Consider the following 14,129-nt stretch of genomic DNA (forward strand, 5'->3'; position numbering starts at 1 on the left):
CGGTGACAATTGGCGAAATCATTGGCGATGGCGTTCTTTCTCTTCGTCACTATACGGGGAGAAATGCCCGGCAGCGCAATGAGGGTCAGCGCGAACCTGCGATATTTGGTCGAGTGATGGCTTAACGCGACGAACGATCGTTCGAAGCCTCGACCGGCTCAGATCACCGAATCCGTCCAGCCCACAATATCCTTCGCCGCCTCGCCGAAGGCGCTGTCGAGCGCGTTGACATAGGCCGGATTGCCGCTGCCGGAGACGGGAGCGGATGCGGTAAAGCTCTTCGAGGCGCGCACCTCGCCGTTGCGGTCGTTCAGGATGCGTACGAAGAGATTGACCTCGGCATGCTCGCCGCCATTGACGCGGACTTCGAAGGAGCGGATCTCGACGATCACCTGGTAGTCGATCGCCAGCCCCTCGCCCGGCTTGCCGACGCCGGCAAAGCTTCCGGAGCGCTGGAAGGTTTCGGCGAGCCTCGCCTGCACGATCAGCGGCAGCCGGTCGGCCCATTGCGCGCCCTTGAGATACTGGATCGAGCGATCTGACGGCTTGATGACGATGTTCTGGCTGTCCAGCGCCTTGAGCGCGGAGGGCTGGGCGATCAGGATCTGGCGGCGGCTGTGGCCATGGGCGTCGATCGACGGGGCGGACAGCTCGAACGTATCGAGCGGCGCCGGCTTGCCTCCCAATGCCGCGCAACCAGCCAGCGTCAAGCCAAGCAAAACGACTGCCGATCTATACCCACCCAACCCGAACGTCACGCGTGATCCCCACTGTCCCCGGATCGTATGATGAATCCGCATCCGCGGTCCATGTAATTGCTGCGGGCGGGCACGGAAGTCAACGCCGTGCCCTGCCATCGAACTGCCGGACCTCGCCGTCGCCGCCCGACAGGATGCGCTGCGGGTTGCGACTGAGATCGGTCACCGCCTCTTCGATGCGGCTGATCGAACGCCGGCTGTCCTGGACCAGCGCCTCGACATTCGACAGGCCCTGGCCCGAGAAGCGCGCAATATTGTCGGTGATCGTGCCAAGCCGGGCGTTCAGCGTGTCGGCGACCTGCTTGAACGACTTCAGCGTGTCCCTGGCATCGGCCATGACGCCGTCGGCCTGGCCCGAACCGAGCAGCGTATCGACCCTTTTCAGGATGCCGTCGACGCGCACCGAGGCATCGTTGAGGCGCGACGCAAGCTGTTTGGCGTCCTTGATCGTCTCGTCGATGTCGTCGGCCCGGTCGGCGAACTTGTCGGTCACCTTGGCGATGTCGGCGGCGGCCTTGTTGGCGTTTTCGCTGGCCTTCTGAATGTTGGCGAGCGCCACGCGCACTTGTGCCGGATCGATGCCGTCGAGCACATTGTCGACCTTTGCCAGCGTGCCTTGCGTGCGCTTGGCGAAATCGTTGACCGAGCCGACCGCGGTATCGACGTTCTTGATCACGCCGTCGAGCTGTCCGCTGGTCTCCTTCAGATTGGCGGTGACGGCGTCCACATTGGCGACGATGCTCTTGATCTTGTCCTTGTCGACGGCATTGAGCAGGCCTTCGGCAGCCTTCAGTGTGCCGTCGAGCTTGCCGGAAACACCCTTCAACTCGTCCGACAGCGCGCTGACGGCGGTCAGGAACTTGTCGATGCCGTCGGCATTCCTGGCCAGCGCATCGGAAAATGTCTGGGCGTTCTTGACGGTCTGGGTCAGCGGCCCGCGCACATCCCTGGTGAACCCTTCTAGGTCGGAAAGCACCTTGTCGGCGCGGGTGAAGATGTTCTGCGCCGTCTGCAGCAGGTTGGTGACCGCTGACGGATTGGCGATGATCTCGGCCGTCCTGCCTTCCTTTGCCGCCTCTTCCAGCAGGTTCGGTTCCTTGGGATCGGCGCCCTTCAATTCGATGTTGACCTGGCCGGCAAGGCTGGCGATGCCGATATCGGCCTGCGTCGATTTGGTGAGCGGCGTTGTCTGGTCGATCTCGGTCGTAGCAATGGCGGCATTGGGGTCATTGCGGTCGAAATAGACGCGCTTGACCACCCCGACCTTGACGCCGTTGAACAGCACCAGACTGCCGGGGCCGAGGCCGGAGGCCGAACCCTGAATGCGCACGCGCAGTTCCGCCGTCTCGCCGCGATCACCGATCTGGGCGGTCCAATAGACGAACCCGAACGCCGCCAGGATCGCAGCCAGGGTGAAAATGCCGACAATTACGTAGTTGGCTCTGGTTTCCATTGCCCCACTTATGTCTATGCGCGCGCGGCAAGATCAAGTTGCCGAGCGCGTTTTCCGCGGAAATAGGATTTGACCCACGGTTCTTCGCTTTTCAGCATGTCGTCGATCGTGCCTTCGACCAGGATTTTCTTGTTGCCGAGCACCGCCACGCGGTCGCAAGCGGTAAACAGCGTGTCGAGATCGTGCGTCACCATATAGACCGTCAGATCCATCGTATCGCGCAACTTCACCACCAATTCGTCGAATTCGGACGCGCTGATCGGGTCGAGGCCGGAAGTCGGCTCGTCGAGGAAGACGATATCGGGGTCGAGCGCCAGCGCCCGTGCCAGGGCGGCGCGCTTGATCATGCCGCCCGAAAGCTCCGAGGGAAATTTCTGCGCGGCGTCCGGCGGCAGGCCGACCAGTTCGATCTTGAGCAAGGCCAGCTCGTCCATCAGTTTCTTCGGCAGATCGAGATATTCGCGCATCGGCACCTGCACGTTTTCCTGCACGGTCAATGCCGAAAACAGGGCACCGTGCTGGAAAAGCACGCCAAGCCGCATGTCGATGCGCAACCGCTCGATGTCGCTGGCCTTTTCGAGGTCGAGACCAAACAGCTTGATCGTGCCGGACTGCTTGTGCAGCAGGCCGAGAATCGTGCGCAGCAGCACCGATTTGCCGGCGCCCGAGGCGCCGACGAAACCGAGGATTTCGCCGCGCTTGATGTCGAGCGCCAGTTTGTCGAGGATCAGCTTGTCGTCCAGGGCAACGGTGATGTCGCGCACCGACAGCACGATATCGCTTTCGCCCGTTCCCTGCATAGCCTTGGTCGCCTTTGAGTTTCTGCGCATCATGTCAGAACTCGATCGATGCGTAGAAGATGGCGAAAAGGCCATCGAGGATGATGACGACGAAGATCGACTTCACCACCGAGGCGGTGACGTGCAGACCCAGCGATTCGGCGCTGCCGCCGACCTTCATGCCTTCAACGGAAGCAATGGTGCCGATGATCATGGCCATGAACGGCGCCTTGATCAGCCCGGCGAAGATGGTGCTGATATCGATCGCGCCGCGCAGCCGGTCGATGAAGGCCGTCGGCGCAATACCGGAATAAAGCCAGGCGGCTAGGATGCCGCCGCCAAGAGCGGCAAAATTGGCGACGATGGTGAGACAGGGCAGCGCGATCACCAGCGCCACCAGGCGCGGAAACACCAGCACGCCGATCGGGTTGAGGCCGATGACCTTCAGCGCGTCGACCTCCTCGCGCATCTTCATCGAGCCGATCTCGGCGGTGATGGCGCTGCCGGAGCGGCCGGCGATCATGATGGCGGTCATCAGCACGCCGAGTTCGCGCAGGATCAGCACGCCGACCAGATCGACAACGAAAATGTTGGCGCCGAAATAATTGAGCTGGTAGGCGCCCTGCTGGGCGACGATGGCGCCGACGATCGCCGACATCAGCACCACCACGGGGATGGCGCCGACCCCCATGCGATCGATCTGGTTGAAGATCGCCGCCGGATTGATGGCATGGCCGCGCCCGAGCTTCATCTGGGCGCCGCCGATGGTGGCGCCGAGGATGTTCATCGAGGCGAGGAAATCGTCGCGCATCTCATAGATGCGGCGGCCGACCGCCTCCAGCCCGCGGAGGATGATGTTGGGGCGCCGGACGCCGCGCGATTCGGGCTCGCGCCGGACAGCTTCGCCAACGGCGCCGAGCAGGATCGAGGCGACATCGCTTTGCCCCTGCATCTTGATCTCGACACCCTTCTTTTCGAAGACACTGACCAGGCGATCGATCAGCCAGGCGCCGGCGGTGTCCATCTTCTCGATGTGGGAAAGATCCAAAGCGAGCGTCTGGAAGCCTTTGCGCTGCTCGATCTTGCGCATCTCGGCGTCGATCAGCGCCACTGTCGTCGTCGTCCAGATGCCGGAGAAAGCGCAGCCGAGGACGCCGCCCTCCTCGCCGACCGCAACGCGGGGCTGGTGGTCGGCCTCCTTGGCGGCGTTGCCGCTTGCGTCGCGTTTGCCGATGGTCAACATGGCGTCCTGTTTAGCCTGACGGGTCGTACCTGTCGATTTGCCGACGACGCGTTGTCGCATAGCCGGAGCAGAAAATTATGGCGCGTGTCATTTCGGTTGAGGCCGAGCGTTTTCCCATTGCCGGCACCTTCACCATCTCGCGCGGGTCGAAGACCGAAGCCGAAGTCATTACCTGCACGATCAGTGATGGGGACAATCGCGGATGGGGCGAATGCGTCCCCTACAAGCGCTATGGCGAGACTATGGAGGGGGTGCGCGACGCCATCGAGGCCATGCGCCGGCAGATAGAAGGCGGCATCAGCCACAAGGACCTGCTCGATGCGATGCCGGCGGGTGCTGCCCGCAACGCCATCGATTGCGCCTTGTGGGACCTGGAGGCCAAGATCAGCGGCGTTGCGGTCGCGGACGCCATCCACGTTGTGCCCTTGTCGGCGCTGGAGACGGCCTACACGCTGTCGCTGGGCGAGCCGGAGGCAATGGCGGCGCAAGCCCGCGCCAATGCCGGGCGGCCGCTGCTCAAGGTCAAGATTGGCGGCGACAACGACATGGCCCGCATCCGCGCCGTGACCGAAGCGGCGCCCGACAGCCGCATCATCCTCGACGCCAATGAAGGCTGGATCGATGCCAACATCATCGAGAATCTCGCTTTCGCCGCCGAACATGGCATAGCCCTGATCGAACAGCCGCTTCCCGCCGGCCATGATGCCATCCTGCGCCACATCGCGCATCCGGTGCCGATCTGCGCAGACGAAAGCGTCCACGAGGCGAAGGACCTCGAAACGCTTGTCGGCCTCTATGACGCCGTCAACATCAAGCTCGACAAATCCGGCGGCCTGACCGCCGCCCTTACCCTTCGCAACCGCGCCCGGGAGCTGGGATTCGGCGTGATGGTCGGCTGCATGGTCGGCACGTCGCTGGCGATGGCGCCGGCAGTGCTTTTGGCGCAAGGCGCCGACTTCGTCGACCTCGACGGTCCGCTGCTGCTTGCCCGCGACCGCCAGCCCGGCCTCGTGTACCAGGGGTCGCTGGTGTCACCGCCTGACAGGATGCTGTGGGGCTGAACGCGCGGCGAGCCCGATCAGCGCCAGGCCGACGATGGCGATCGGGATCATCGCCAGGAAGCCGTCGACGCCGTAGCGCTCGTAAAGCGGGCCGGACGCCAGCGTCACCGCCGCCATGAAGAAGCCGTTGAAGAAATAGGCAATGCCTTGCGCCGCACCCGTGCGTTCTTCCGAAACCGTTTCGCCGATCATCTTCTGCAGGCCGATCAACACCATCGCCACCGACACCGAATGCAGGGTCTGGACGCCGAAGAAACCGGCAACGCCAAGCCCGAGTGGCCAGATCAACGGAAAGGCGATCCAGCGCACGATGGAGCCGACGCCGGCGATCAGCATCACCTTGACGACTGAGACGGAGGCAAAAATACGGTTGAAAAACACGAACATGCAGACCTCGGCCACCACGCCCCAGGCCCACAGCAGGCCAACGACGGAATCGCTGATGCCGACCGATTTCCAGTAGATTGAGACAAAGCCGTAGAGGAAGGCATGGCTGGCGGTGATGATGCCGACGCCGAGGGTGAAATACAGGAAATACGGATTGAGAAGGCTCGGCGCCTGATGCTGGATGTCGGCGGCCGAAAGCGGCGAAGCCCGGCGCGGGCGGCCAAGCCGCGGCGCCAGCAATCCGGCGACGAGCGCGGCAGACAATGCCGCAAAGATGATTACCGGCACGGCCTGCGGGCTCGTCCAGGCCAGGATAAAGCCGCCTGCGACGTTGGCGCAGAGATAGGAGATCGAGCCCCATTTGCGCATCGCGGTGTAGTTCGAGCCGAAGCGGCGCACGCCCGACAGCGCGAGCGAATCGGCGATCGGCGAATGCGGCGTCCACACCACCGTCAGCGCCAGCGATACGGCAAGCACCGCCGCATAGGTGGGAGTGAGGAAATAGCCGGCGGAAAGCACCATCGTCGCGGCCACCAGCGCAATATAGACATCGGCCCTGTCCTTCGCCCGGTCCGCCAGCGCGGTCAGCAGCGGCGTCGTCACCACGCGCAGGAACATCGGCGCCGCCAGGATGATGGCGATCTGCTCGGCGTGGAAACCCTGGGCATGCAGCCACAGCGGGAAATAAGGCACATGCGTTCCCAGCGACACGAATAATGTCGCGAAGATCAGACTCATGCGCAGTTCGAAATGGCGCGGCTTGACGAGTTGTTCGGGCGAGAGCGGCGGCAGCGACATGAATCGATCCAATTACGCTGCACAAAGGGCTGCAACGCAGATCGATCCCTTAACATGCGCGAAAGCGGTCCGAAACTGCCTGGGCCAGTCGATTAACAGGAGGGTTATGCCGCTTCGACGACCCTGTCTTCGATCAGCAAGGGGATGAGCGGCTCGTCCGGTGCTTCGGGCAGCACCAGCGCCCAGTGGATGATCTCCATCTTGCCGTCGAAATGTTCGACCACCGCCGTGCAGCTCTCCACCCAGTCGCCAGTGTTGATGTACTGCACATCCTCATAAGTCTCGATCGCGGCGTGATGGATGTGGCCGCAGATGACGCCGTCGACATGCGAGCGGCGGGCCTCCTCGGTCAGCACCGTCTGGAACGAGCCGATGAAGTTCACCGCCTTCTTGACCTTGACCTTGGCCCAGGACGAGAACGACCAGTAGGGAAGGCCGAGCATATGGCGGAGCCTCGTCACCACGCGGTTGACCACCATCGCGGCGTCATAGGCGTAGTCGCCGAGGTAGGCCAGCCAGCGTGCATTGTGGACGACGGTATCGAACTGGTCGCCGTGGATGACCAGCAGGCGCCTGCCATCGGCGGTTTCGTGGATGGCGCGGTCGGCAACGACGATGCCGCCGAAATGCACGCCTTGGAACTGGCGCGCGAATTCGTCGTGATTGCCGGCGATATAGGTGATCGAGGTGCCCTTGCGCGCCTTGCGCAGCAGTTTCTGGACGACGTCATTGTGGCTCTGCGGCCAATGCCAGCTGCGCCGCAGACGCCAGCCGTCGACGATGTCTCCGACGAGATAGATGATATCGGCGTCGTGATACCGCAGGAAATCGATCAGGAACTCGGCCTTGGCCGCCTTCGATCCGAGATGCAGGTCGGATATGAACATGCTGCGGAAAGTGCGGGTTTCTGTACCGGACATCAGATCGTCACCGTTGCTTTCGCGCAGGCTATGCCCCGATTCATGCAACAACCGTATGACGGTTGCGATTGGGCCAGCCAAAGGGCTAGCGTGCCGCGCCATTCACAGGAGAAAATCGTCATGGATCTTGGCATCAAGGGCAAGAAGGCCATCGTCTGCGCATCGAGCAAAGGGCTTGGCCGCGGCTGCGCCACGGCGCTGGCCGAGGCCGGCTGCGATCTCGTTGTCAACGGCCGCAATGCCGAGCTGCTGGCAAAAACCGCAGCCGAACTGCGCGAACGCTACGGCGTGAAGGTGACCGAGATCGTCGGCGACGTCTCGACGCCCGAGGTGCAGAAGGCGATCCTAGCCGCCTGCCCCGACCCGGATATCCTGGTCAACAACAATGGCGGCCCGCCCTTGCGCGATTTCCGCGAACTCGACCGCGCAAAGATCCTCGAAGGCGTGACGCAGAACATGGTGACGCCGATCGAACTGGTGCAGGCCGTCATCGACGGCATGGCCATGCGCGGCTTCGGCCGCATCGTCAACATCACCTCGCTGTCGGTCTACGTCCCGATTCCCGGCCTCGATCTGTCGTCCGGCGCGCGAGCCGGGCTGACTTCGTTCCTGGCCGGCGTGGCGCGCACGGTGATCGACCGCAACGTCACCATCAACAGCCTGCTGCCGGGCAAGCTCGACACCGACCGGCTGCGCGGCCCGCATGAGGCCGGCACGATGGAAGACCCGGCAGCGGCCGCAGCGCGCAAGACCCGCATCAGCGCCGACGTTCCGGCCAAGCGGCTCGGCACGCCGGAAGAGTTCGGCCAGATCTGCGCCTTTCTGTGCTCGGTCCATGCCGGTTATCTCACCGGCCAGAACATCCCGGTCGATGGCGGCCTCTATGTCAGCGCGTTCTGAAGGGCTCAGTGCATCCTCAGCAGGATTTCCGCGCAACCGTTTGAAACAATTCGGTCTTTTCGGCCCCGGTTCTTTTAGCCGCCCTTGCGTCATTTGGCGTCGCGAAAAACCATTTTTGCGTGCTAAAAGGCTGCAAAGCAGGTTTGAGGGAGCGGCCGCATGGAAGGCGAGAACAAGAAAACGGCACGTTCGGACCTCGACGAAGCCGCCCTCTACTTCCATAAGCATCCAAGGCCGGGAAAGCTCGAGATCCAGGCGACCAAGCCACTCGGCAACCAGCGCGATCTGGCGCTGGCCTATTCGCCTGGTGTTGCCGCCCCCTGCCTCGAAATCCGCGACAATCCGGCGACGGCCGCCGACTACACGGCGCGCGCCAATCTGGTCGGCGTCGTCTCCAACGGCTCGGCCGTTCTCGGCCTCGGCAATATCGGCCCGCTCGCCTCCAAGCCGGTGATGGAAGGCAAGGCGGTGCTGTTCAAGAAATTCGCCGGCATCGACGTCTTCGACATCGAGATCGACGCGCCGGGCATAGAGCGCATGGTCGAGACGATCTCGGCGCTGGAACCGACATTCGGCGGCATCAATCTCGAGGACATCAAGGCGCCCGAATGCTTCGAGGTCGAGGCGCAGTTGAAGGCCCGCATGAGCATTCCCGTCTTCCATGACGACCAGCATGGCACCGCCATCATCGTCGCCGCCGCGGTGCTCAACGGGCTGGAATTCGCCGGCAAGACCATTTCCGACATCAAGATCGTCACCTCAGGCGCCGGTGCGGCAGCGCTCGCCTGCCTCAACCTGTTGGTCTCGCTTGGCGCCAAGGTAGAGAATATCTGGGTCACCGACCGCTTCGGCGTCGCCTACAAGGGCCGCACCGACGAGATGGATCGCTGGAAAGACCCCTATGTGAAGGACACCGAGGCGCGCACGCTGGCCGATGTGATCCCTGGCGCCGACGTTTTTCTCGGCCTGTCGGCCGCCGGCGTGCTGAAGCCGGAATTGCTTGATCATATGGCGCCTAAGCCGTTGATCCTGGCGCTGGCCAACCCCAATCCCGAGATCATGCCGGAGGTCGCGCGCGCCGCTCGTCCCGACGCGATGATCTGCACCGGCCGTTCCGATTTCCCCAATCAGGTCAACAACGTGCTTTGTTTTCCTTACATCTTCCGCGGTGCGCTGGATTGCGGCGCCAGCGCCATCAACGAGGAGATGAAGATGGCCGCGGTCCGGGCGATCGCCGCGCTTGCCCGCGAAGAACCATCCGACGTCGCCGCCCGCGCCTATTCCGGCGAGACGCCGATCTTCGGACCCGACTTCCTTATCCCCTCGCCCTTCGATCCCCGCCTGATCCTGCGCATCGCGCCGGCGGTGGCCAAGGCTGCCTGCGACACCGGCGTCGCGACCCGGCCGATCACCGACTTCGCCGCCTATATCGACCAGCTCAACCGCTTCGTCTTCCGCTCCGGCCTGGTGATGAAGCCGGTGTTTTCGTCGGCCAAGGCGTCGACCGCCAAGCGCGTCATCTATGCCGACGGCGAGGACGAGCGCGTGCTGCGCGCAGCCCAGGTGGTGCTGGAGGAAGGCATTGCCGAGCCGATCCTGATCGGCCGCCCGCATGTCATCGAGGTCAGGCTGAAGCGCTACGGCCTGCGTATCAAGCCGGGCGTTGATTTCGGCCTGATCAACCCGGAAGACGATCCGCGCTACCGCCATTATGTCGACCTGTTGATCGAGCTTGCCGGCCGGCGCGGCGTGACGACGGAGGCCGCGCGCACCATGGTGCGCACCGACAATACGGTGATTGCCGCGCTGGCGCTGAAGCGCGGCGATGCCGACGCCATGATCTGCGGCCTCGAGGGCCGTTTCGAGCGGCATCTGCGCAATGTGACGCTGGTCATCGGACCACGCGCAGGCGTCAAGGACCGCGACCTGTCGACGCTGTCGATGCTGATCTCGCAACGCGGCATCATCTTCCTCACCGACACCCATGTCTCGGTCGACCCGACCGCCGAGGAGATCGCCGAAATGACCATTCTGGCGGCGGAGGAAATCCAGCGGTTCGGCATCGAGCCGAAGGCAGCGCTGCTGTCGCATTCGGATTTCGGCTCGCGCGATTCCCCCAGCGCGCTGAAGATGCGGCAGGCGGCGGCGATCCTGGCGCGAGTTGCGCCCGACCTGCAATGCGACGGCGAGATGCATGCCGATGCAGCCCTGTCGGAGCATCTGCGCCAGCGCGTCTATCCGCATTCGCGGCTGAAGGGCGAAGCCAATCTCCTGGTGTTCCCCAACCTCGACTCCGCCAACATCACGCTGACCGCGCTGCGCACGATGATGGATGCGCTGCATGTCGGGCCGATCCTGCTTGGCACCGACAAGCCGGCGCATATTTTGACGCCGTCGGTGACCTCGCGCGGCGTCGTCAACATGACGGCGCTTGCGGTGGTCGAGGCGGCGCACAAGGCACAGGCGGTGGTTCATTTCAACTGACGCCGTCAGGCAGGCACGAAACGGTAATGCCCGGTCTGCGTGAAGGCAAACAGCGTGTCCTCCTCGCGGGCGCCCGCCCCGATATTGTGGATGACCAGCGCTCGTTCCGGCACGTCCGCCGAGCGTTCGGATGAGACGATGACGATGTGCGGCAGGTTGCCGGGCAGCATCTGGGTGACGATATCGCCCGGCTGAAAGTCGGGAGGATACTCGCTGGCGGGCAAGGAAACTCCGTTGCGTCCGAAAAAAGCGGCAAGATTGCCGACCCGTCGGTGGTCGATGTTGCGGTCGGTCGATTTCAGGCCCCAGGTCTTGGGATAGGCGGCGAAATTGGCGGCCATATCCTCATGCACCAGTTTCTGCAGGTCGAGATTGAAGGCGCGGCGATAGGCGCGCACGATGACATCCGTGCACACGCCCCTATCCGGCGCGACGTCGCCGCCGGGATAGCCGAGGCGGACATAGGCCGGGTCGTAGAAGGTGGTGACGCCGATCTGCTCACGCGCGGCTTCGACCAATTTGCTGCGCCAGTCCGGAGCGGCTGGATTTTCCTGCGCCAAGGGTGCGGGCGCCGCCAGGCACAACAGACCGAACTGCAGCGCGGTTCGACGGGTAAGCGTGGTCATGCCCGGTCCCCGGGTTTTGCTGGATCGAGGGATAATTCCGGGGCGATTGCGCCTTTTTCATGCAGCGGTGAGATCGCACAGTTGCCGCTCTATCCAAACGCCTCCTTCAACGCGTCTATGGGCTAAGACCATCTTTGGTTGTAGATTGAGGGAACGATTAACCGCGAATCCGGTAGCATCGCGACAGGCAGGCAAGCGGGGTTTCGGGCAATGACGGGCGGACGATGGAGGCTGAAGCATCTGGCTGCGCTGCTCGGCGCGCTTGTGCTTTCGGCCGTCGCCACCACTGAACCGCAGGCCGCCTCCCGCGTTTGCCGTCAACTGGAAGCCGAGCTTGCTTCTTCATCGAATGGCGGCGGCAATTCCAGCATGGTGCGGAAGTATGACAAGGCCATCTCCCGCCAGTTCGAACAGCTATCAAAGGTGCGCGGTCGTGCGAGCGATGCGAATTGCGGGTTTTCGCTGTTTTCGCGCAATGTCAGCCAATGCGCTGCGCTGAACAGCAGCATCGATCGCATGAACGCCAATCTCGACGCGCTGCAAGCCAAGCGCGCCCAGCTTGCCGGCGGCGGCTCGCGGCGCGACCACGGCCGCATCCTGGCCGCGCTCGACGCCAATGGCTGCCGCGACGAGCCCGCGCCGCGCCTGCGGGAGCCGCTGCAAGAAGCCAGCCGCGAACCGGATGACGGCAATTTGTTCGACCAGCTTTTCGGCGGCAGCCGGCAGATTGACACGCTCGACCAGCCCGACGATCCCGGCGAGGAGCGCAATGTGCGCCGGGTGCTCAATCAGCCCGGCGTGCCGGATTTCCCGACGGTCGGCGGCGAGTTCCATACGAGCTGCGTGCGCACCTGCGACGGCTATTTCTTCCCGATGTCGAACTCGGCTTCGCTCGGCGATTTCGAGCGCGACCAGAAGAATTGCGAATCGAGCTGCCCCGGCACCGAAATGCAGGTGTTCTATTCGCGCGGCATGGAAGACGATTCGGCCAACATGACGTCGTCGGTGACCGGCAGGCCCTACAGCGAGTTGCCGACCGCCTATCTCTACAAACAGCCCAACATGTCGCGGCCGCTGGCTTGTGGCTGCAATGCGCAGGCCGGAAATTTCGAGATCATCGGCGGCAACCCGCCACCGCCCGACCAATCGCAGCCTGATACCGAGACAACGCCATTCATTCCGGTGCCGGCGGCCAAACCCGATCCGGGCGCGGATCCGGAGACGCTGGCCAATATGCAGGGCGGGCTCGACCGCGCTGCCATCAAGCGCCTTGCCGTCAAGCCGGTGGTGTCGCCGGTGTCGCTGATCCCGCCGGACCAGCGCAAGGTCAGGGTCGTCGGGCCAGCGTTCCTTCCCGACCCAGCAGCGGCAATAGATCTGCAAGCTCCGGCCCGGAAGCAAGTCCGGTAAGCGCCAGTCTCAGCGGCATGAACAGCGCCTTGCCCTTGCGGCCGCTGGCTTCCCTGATCCTGGCCGTCCAGTCCTTCCACACCGTTCCGGTCCACGGCTCTTCCGGCAACAGGTCGAAGGCCTGCTGCAGGAAGTCGCGATCCTCGTCGGAAAATTCCGGCGCGGGCTGCGGGCCGTCGGCAAGGATGCGCCACCAGCCGACCGCGTCGCTCAGCCGGTCGAGATTGCCGCGCACCGCCAGCCAGAACGGCTCGGCCTTGTCGCCGGAGATGCCGAGCACGATCAGCCGATCCCGCGCCTCGGAAAACGGCATGTGGTGCATGAGCGCACGATTGAGCACGAACAGCTCGTCCGGGTCGAATTTGGCCGCCGATTTCGACGTGGCGGCGGGATCGAAGCGCGCGGCCAGTGCCGGCATGTCATGCACCGCTGCGACATTTTCCGAGGTGCCGACAAGGACGGCCAGCGAAGCCACAGCCATCGGTTCGATGCCCTCCTCGCGCAGGCTTTCGATCGACAGCGCACCGCTGCGCTTCGACAGGCCCTCGCCCGAGGCCGTGGTCAAGAGATTGTGGTGGCCGAAGACAGGCGGCTCGGCGCCCAATGCCTTGAACAGCGCGATCTGCACGCCGGTGTTGGTGACGTGGTCGTCGCCGCGGATGACATGACTGACCCCCATCTCGATGTCGTCGACGACCGAAGGCAGCGTGTAGAGATAAGTGCCGTCCTCGCGCCGCAGCACCGGATCGGACAGTGAGGCCAGATCGACGGTTTCCTCGCCGCGCACCAGATCGTTCCAGTGCACTTCGGTGCGTTCGGGCTGCAGCGGATCGCTGGTGAAATTCGGCAGCAGAAAGCGCCAGTGCGGCCGGCGGCCATCGGAGCGGTATTCGGCGATCTGCTGCTGCGAAAGCGCCAGCGCCTCGCGGCCATAGACCGGCGGCAGGCCGCGCGTGCGGCGCACCTTGCGGCGCAGGTCGAGTTCTTCGGGGGTCTCGTAGCAGGGATAGACAACGCCGGCTCTCTGCAGCCGCTCCACCGCCGCGTCGTAAGTTTCGAAGCGCCGCGACTGGTATTCGGTGGCGTCGGGAAAAATCCCCAGCCAGTGCAGGTCGTAGAGGATGGCGTCGGAAAATTCCTGCCTCGAGCGGGCAATGTCTGTGTCGTCGAAGCGCTGAATGAAACGGCCCTTGTTGTTCATGGCAAACAGCCAGTTGAACAAGGCGGTGCGGGCATTGCCGATATGAATGCGGCCGGTTGGTGAGGGGGCAAAACGGACGGTAACTGTCATGGGCGGGGCGTAACGGATG

General features: G+C 63.7%; 12 protein-coding genes. 4 read left to right on the top strand and 8 right to left on the bottom strand.

Features of this window, described 5'->3' with window-relative positions; genetic code table 11:
- Positions 1–158: 158 nt before the first annotated feature.
- From ACYG9Y_RS12640 to ACYG9Y_RS12655, 4 genes are read right to left on the bottom strand one after another with little or no spacing between them, the layout of a single operon-like run.
- The gene (locus ACYG9Y_RS12640) at positions 159–800 is read right to left on the bottom strand and encodes an ABC-type transport auxiliary lipoprotein family protein (protein WP_444849047.1); all 642 of its coding nucleotides are present in this window, start codon (positions 798–800) and stop codon (positions 159–161) included.
- Between the two features lie 37 nt (positions 801–837).
- Positions 838–2,211 carry an MlaD family protein gene (locus ACYG9Y_RS12645; RefSeq protein WP_023715969.1) on the bottom strand — a complete coding sequence of 458 codons (1,374 nt, stop codon included), beginning with the start codon at positions 2,209–2,211 and terminating at the stop codon, positions 838–840.
- A 14-nt stretch (positions 2,212–2,225) separates the two neighbouring features.
- Positions 2,226–3,044 (bottom strand): ABC transporter ATP-binding protein, encoded by an 819-nt coding sequence (locus ACYG9Y_RS12650; RefSeq protein ID WP_023694175.1) that lies wholly within the window; start codon positions 3,042–3,044, stop codon positions 2,226–2,228.
- A 1-nt stretch (position 3,045) separates the two neighbouring features.
- A complete protein-coding gene (locus ACYG9Y_RS12655; RefSeq protein WP_023708615.1) occupies positions 3,046–4,233 on the bottom strand; it encodes an MlaE family ABC transporter permease in 1,188 nt (395 codons plus the stop codon).
- 77 nt (positions 4,234–4,310) lie between these two features.
- Here ACYG9Y_RS12655 and dgcA point away from each other — a divergent pair, with 77 nt between their 5' ends.
- On the top strand, positions 4,311–5,294 hold the full coding sequence (gene dgcA / locus ACYG9Y_RS12660) for an N-acetyl-D-Glu racemase DgcA (protein ID WP_023734570.1): 984 nt from the start codon (positions 4,311–4,313) through the stop codon (positions 5,292–5,294).
- On the opposite strand, the gene ACYG9Y_RS12665 is transcribed toward dgcA, so the two are convergent.
- The gene (locus ACYG9Y_RS12665; RefSeq protein ID WP_023726894.1) at positions 5,265–6,479 is read right to left on the bottom strand and encodes an MFS transporter; all 1,215 of its coding nucleotides are present in this window, start codon (positions 6,477–6,479) and stop codon (positions 5,265–5,267) included. The genes dgcA and ACYG9Y_RS12665 overlap by 30 nt on opposite strands.
- 104 nt (positions 6,480–6,583) lie before the next feature.
- Positions 6,584–7,399, bottom strand: a complete 816-nt coding sequence (locus tag ACYG9Y_RS12670; RefSeq protein ID WP_023739351.1) for a UDP-2,3-diacylglucosamine diphosphatase — start codon at positions 7,397–7,399, stop codon at positions 6,584–6,586.
- A gap of 120 nt (positions 7,400–7,519) precedes the next feature.
- Between ACYG9Y_RS12670 and ACYG9Y_RS12675 the strand changes: the two genes are divergently transcribed.
- Positions 7,520–8,299: an SDR family oxidoreductase gene (locus ACYG9Y_RS12675; protein ID WP_023739352.1), complete on the top strand. Its 780-nt coding sequence runs from the start codon at positions 7,520–7,522 to the stop codon at positions 8,297–8,299.
- Between the two features lie 159 nt (positions 8,300–8,458).
- Positions 8,459–10,783: an NADP-dependent malic enzyme gene (locus ACYG9Y_RS12680; protein WP_023739353.1), complete on the top strand. Its 2,325-nt coding sequence runs from the start codon at positions 8,459–8,461 to the stop codon at positions 10,781–10,783.
- 5 nt (positions 10,784–10,788) lie between these two features.
- Here the strand turns inward: ACYG9Y_RS12680 and ACYG9Y_RS12685 are convergent, their stop codons facing one another.
- Positions 10,789–11,409: a DUF1287 domain-containing protein gene (locus ACYG9Y_RS12685; RefSeq protein WP_050593145.1), complete on the bottom strand. Its 621-nt coding sequence runs from the start codon at positions 11,407–11,409 to the stop codon at positions 10,789–10,791.
- A 210-nt stretch (positions 11,410–11,619) separates the two neighbouring features.
- Here ACYG9Y_RS12685 and ACYG9Y_RS12690 point away from each other — a divergent pair, with 210 nt between their 5' ends.
- Positions 11,620–12,819, top strand: coding sequence for a DUF2865 domain-containing protein (locus tag ACYG9Y_RS12690; RefSeq protein ID WP_023739355.1), 1,200 nt, complete (start codon positions 11,620–11,622; stop codon positions 12,817–12,819).
- On the opposite strand, the gene gltX is transcribed toward ACYG9Y_RS12690, so the two are convergent.
- Positions 12,737–14,110 carry a glutamate--tRNA ligase gene (gltX, locus tag ACYG9Y_RS12695; RefSeq protein WP_023684934.1) on the bottom strand — a complete coding sequence of 458 codons (1,374 nt, stop codon included), beginning with the start codon at positions 14,108–14,110 and terminating at the stop codon, positions 12,737–12,739. The two genes, ACYG9Y_RS12690 and gltX, sit on opposite strands and share 83 nt — an antisense overlap.
- Between the last annotated feature and the right edge of the window lie 19 nt (positions 14,111–14,129).

The sequence above is a fragment of the Mesorhizobium sp. W050 genome (assembly GCF_054719535.1).

What these genes read in the sequence shown, in the direction of transcription:
- ACYG9Y_RS12675 (WP_023739352.1), top strand. Translation starts at nt 7,520, where the DNA reads ATGGATCTTGGCATCAAGGGCAAGAAGGCCATCGTCTGCGCATCGAGC.
- gltX (WP_023684934.1), bottom strand. Translation starts at nt 14,110, where the DNA reads ATGACAGTTACCGTCCGTTTTGCCCCCTCACCAACCGGCCGCATTCAT.
- ACYG9Y_RS12645 (WP_023715969.1), bottom strand. Translation starts at nt 2,211, where the DNA reads ATGGAAACCAGAGCCAACTACGTAATTGTCGGCATTTTCACCCTGGCT.
- ACYG9Y_RS12650 (WP_023694175.1), bottom strand. Translation starts at nt 3,044, where the DNA reads ATGATGCGCAGAAACTCAAAGGCGACCAAGGCTATGCAGGGAACGGGC.
- ACYG9Y_RS12640 (WP_444849047.1), bottom strand. Translation starts at nt 800, where the DNA reads ATGCGGATTCATCATACGATCCGGGGACAGTGGGGATCACGCGTGACG.
- ACYG9Y_RS12665 (WP_023726894.1), bottom strand. Translation starts at nt 6,479, where the DNA reads ATGTCGCTGCCGCCGCTCTCGCCCGAACAACTCGTCAAGCCGCGCCAT.
- ACYG9Y_RS12670 (WP_023739351.1), bottom strand. Translation starts at nt 7,399, where the DNA reads ATGTCCGGTACAGAAACCCGCACTTTCCGCAGCATGTTCATATCCGAC.
- ACYG9Y_RS12680 (WP_023739353.1), top strand. Translation starts at nt 8,459, where the DNA reads ATGGAAGGCGAGAACAAGAAAACGGCACGTTCGGACCTCGACGAAGCC.
- dgcA (WP_023734570.1), top strand. Translation starts at nt 4,311, where the DNA reads ATGGCGCGTGTCATTTCGGTTGAGGCCGAGCGTTTTCCCATTGCCGGC.
- ACYG9Y_RS12690 (WP_023739355.1), top strand. Translation starts at nt 11,620, where the DNA reads ATGACGGGCGGACGATGGAGGCTGAAGCATCTGGCTGCGCTGCTCGGC.
- ACYG9Y_RS12655 (WP_023708615.1), bottom strand. Translation starts at nt 4,233, where the DNA reads ATGTTGACCATCGGCAAACGCGACGCAAGCGGCAACGCCGCCAAGGAG.
- ACYG9Y_RS12685 (WP_050593145.1), bottom strand. Translation starts at nt 11,409, where the DNA reads ATGACCACGCTTACCCGTCGAACCGCGCTGCAGTTCGGTCTGTTGTGC.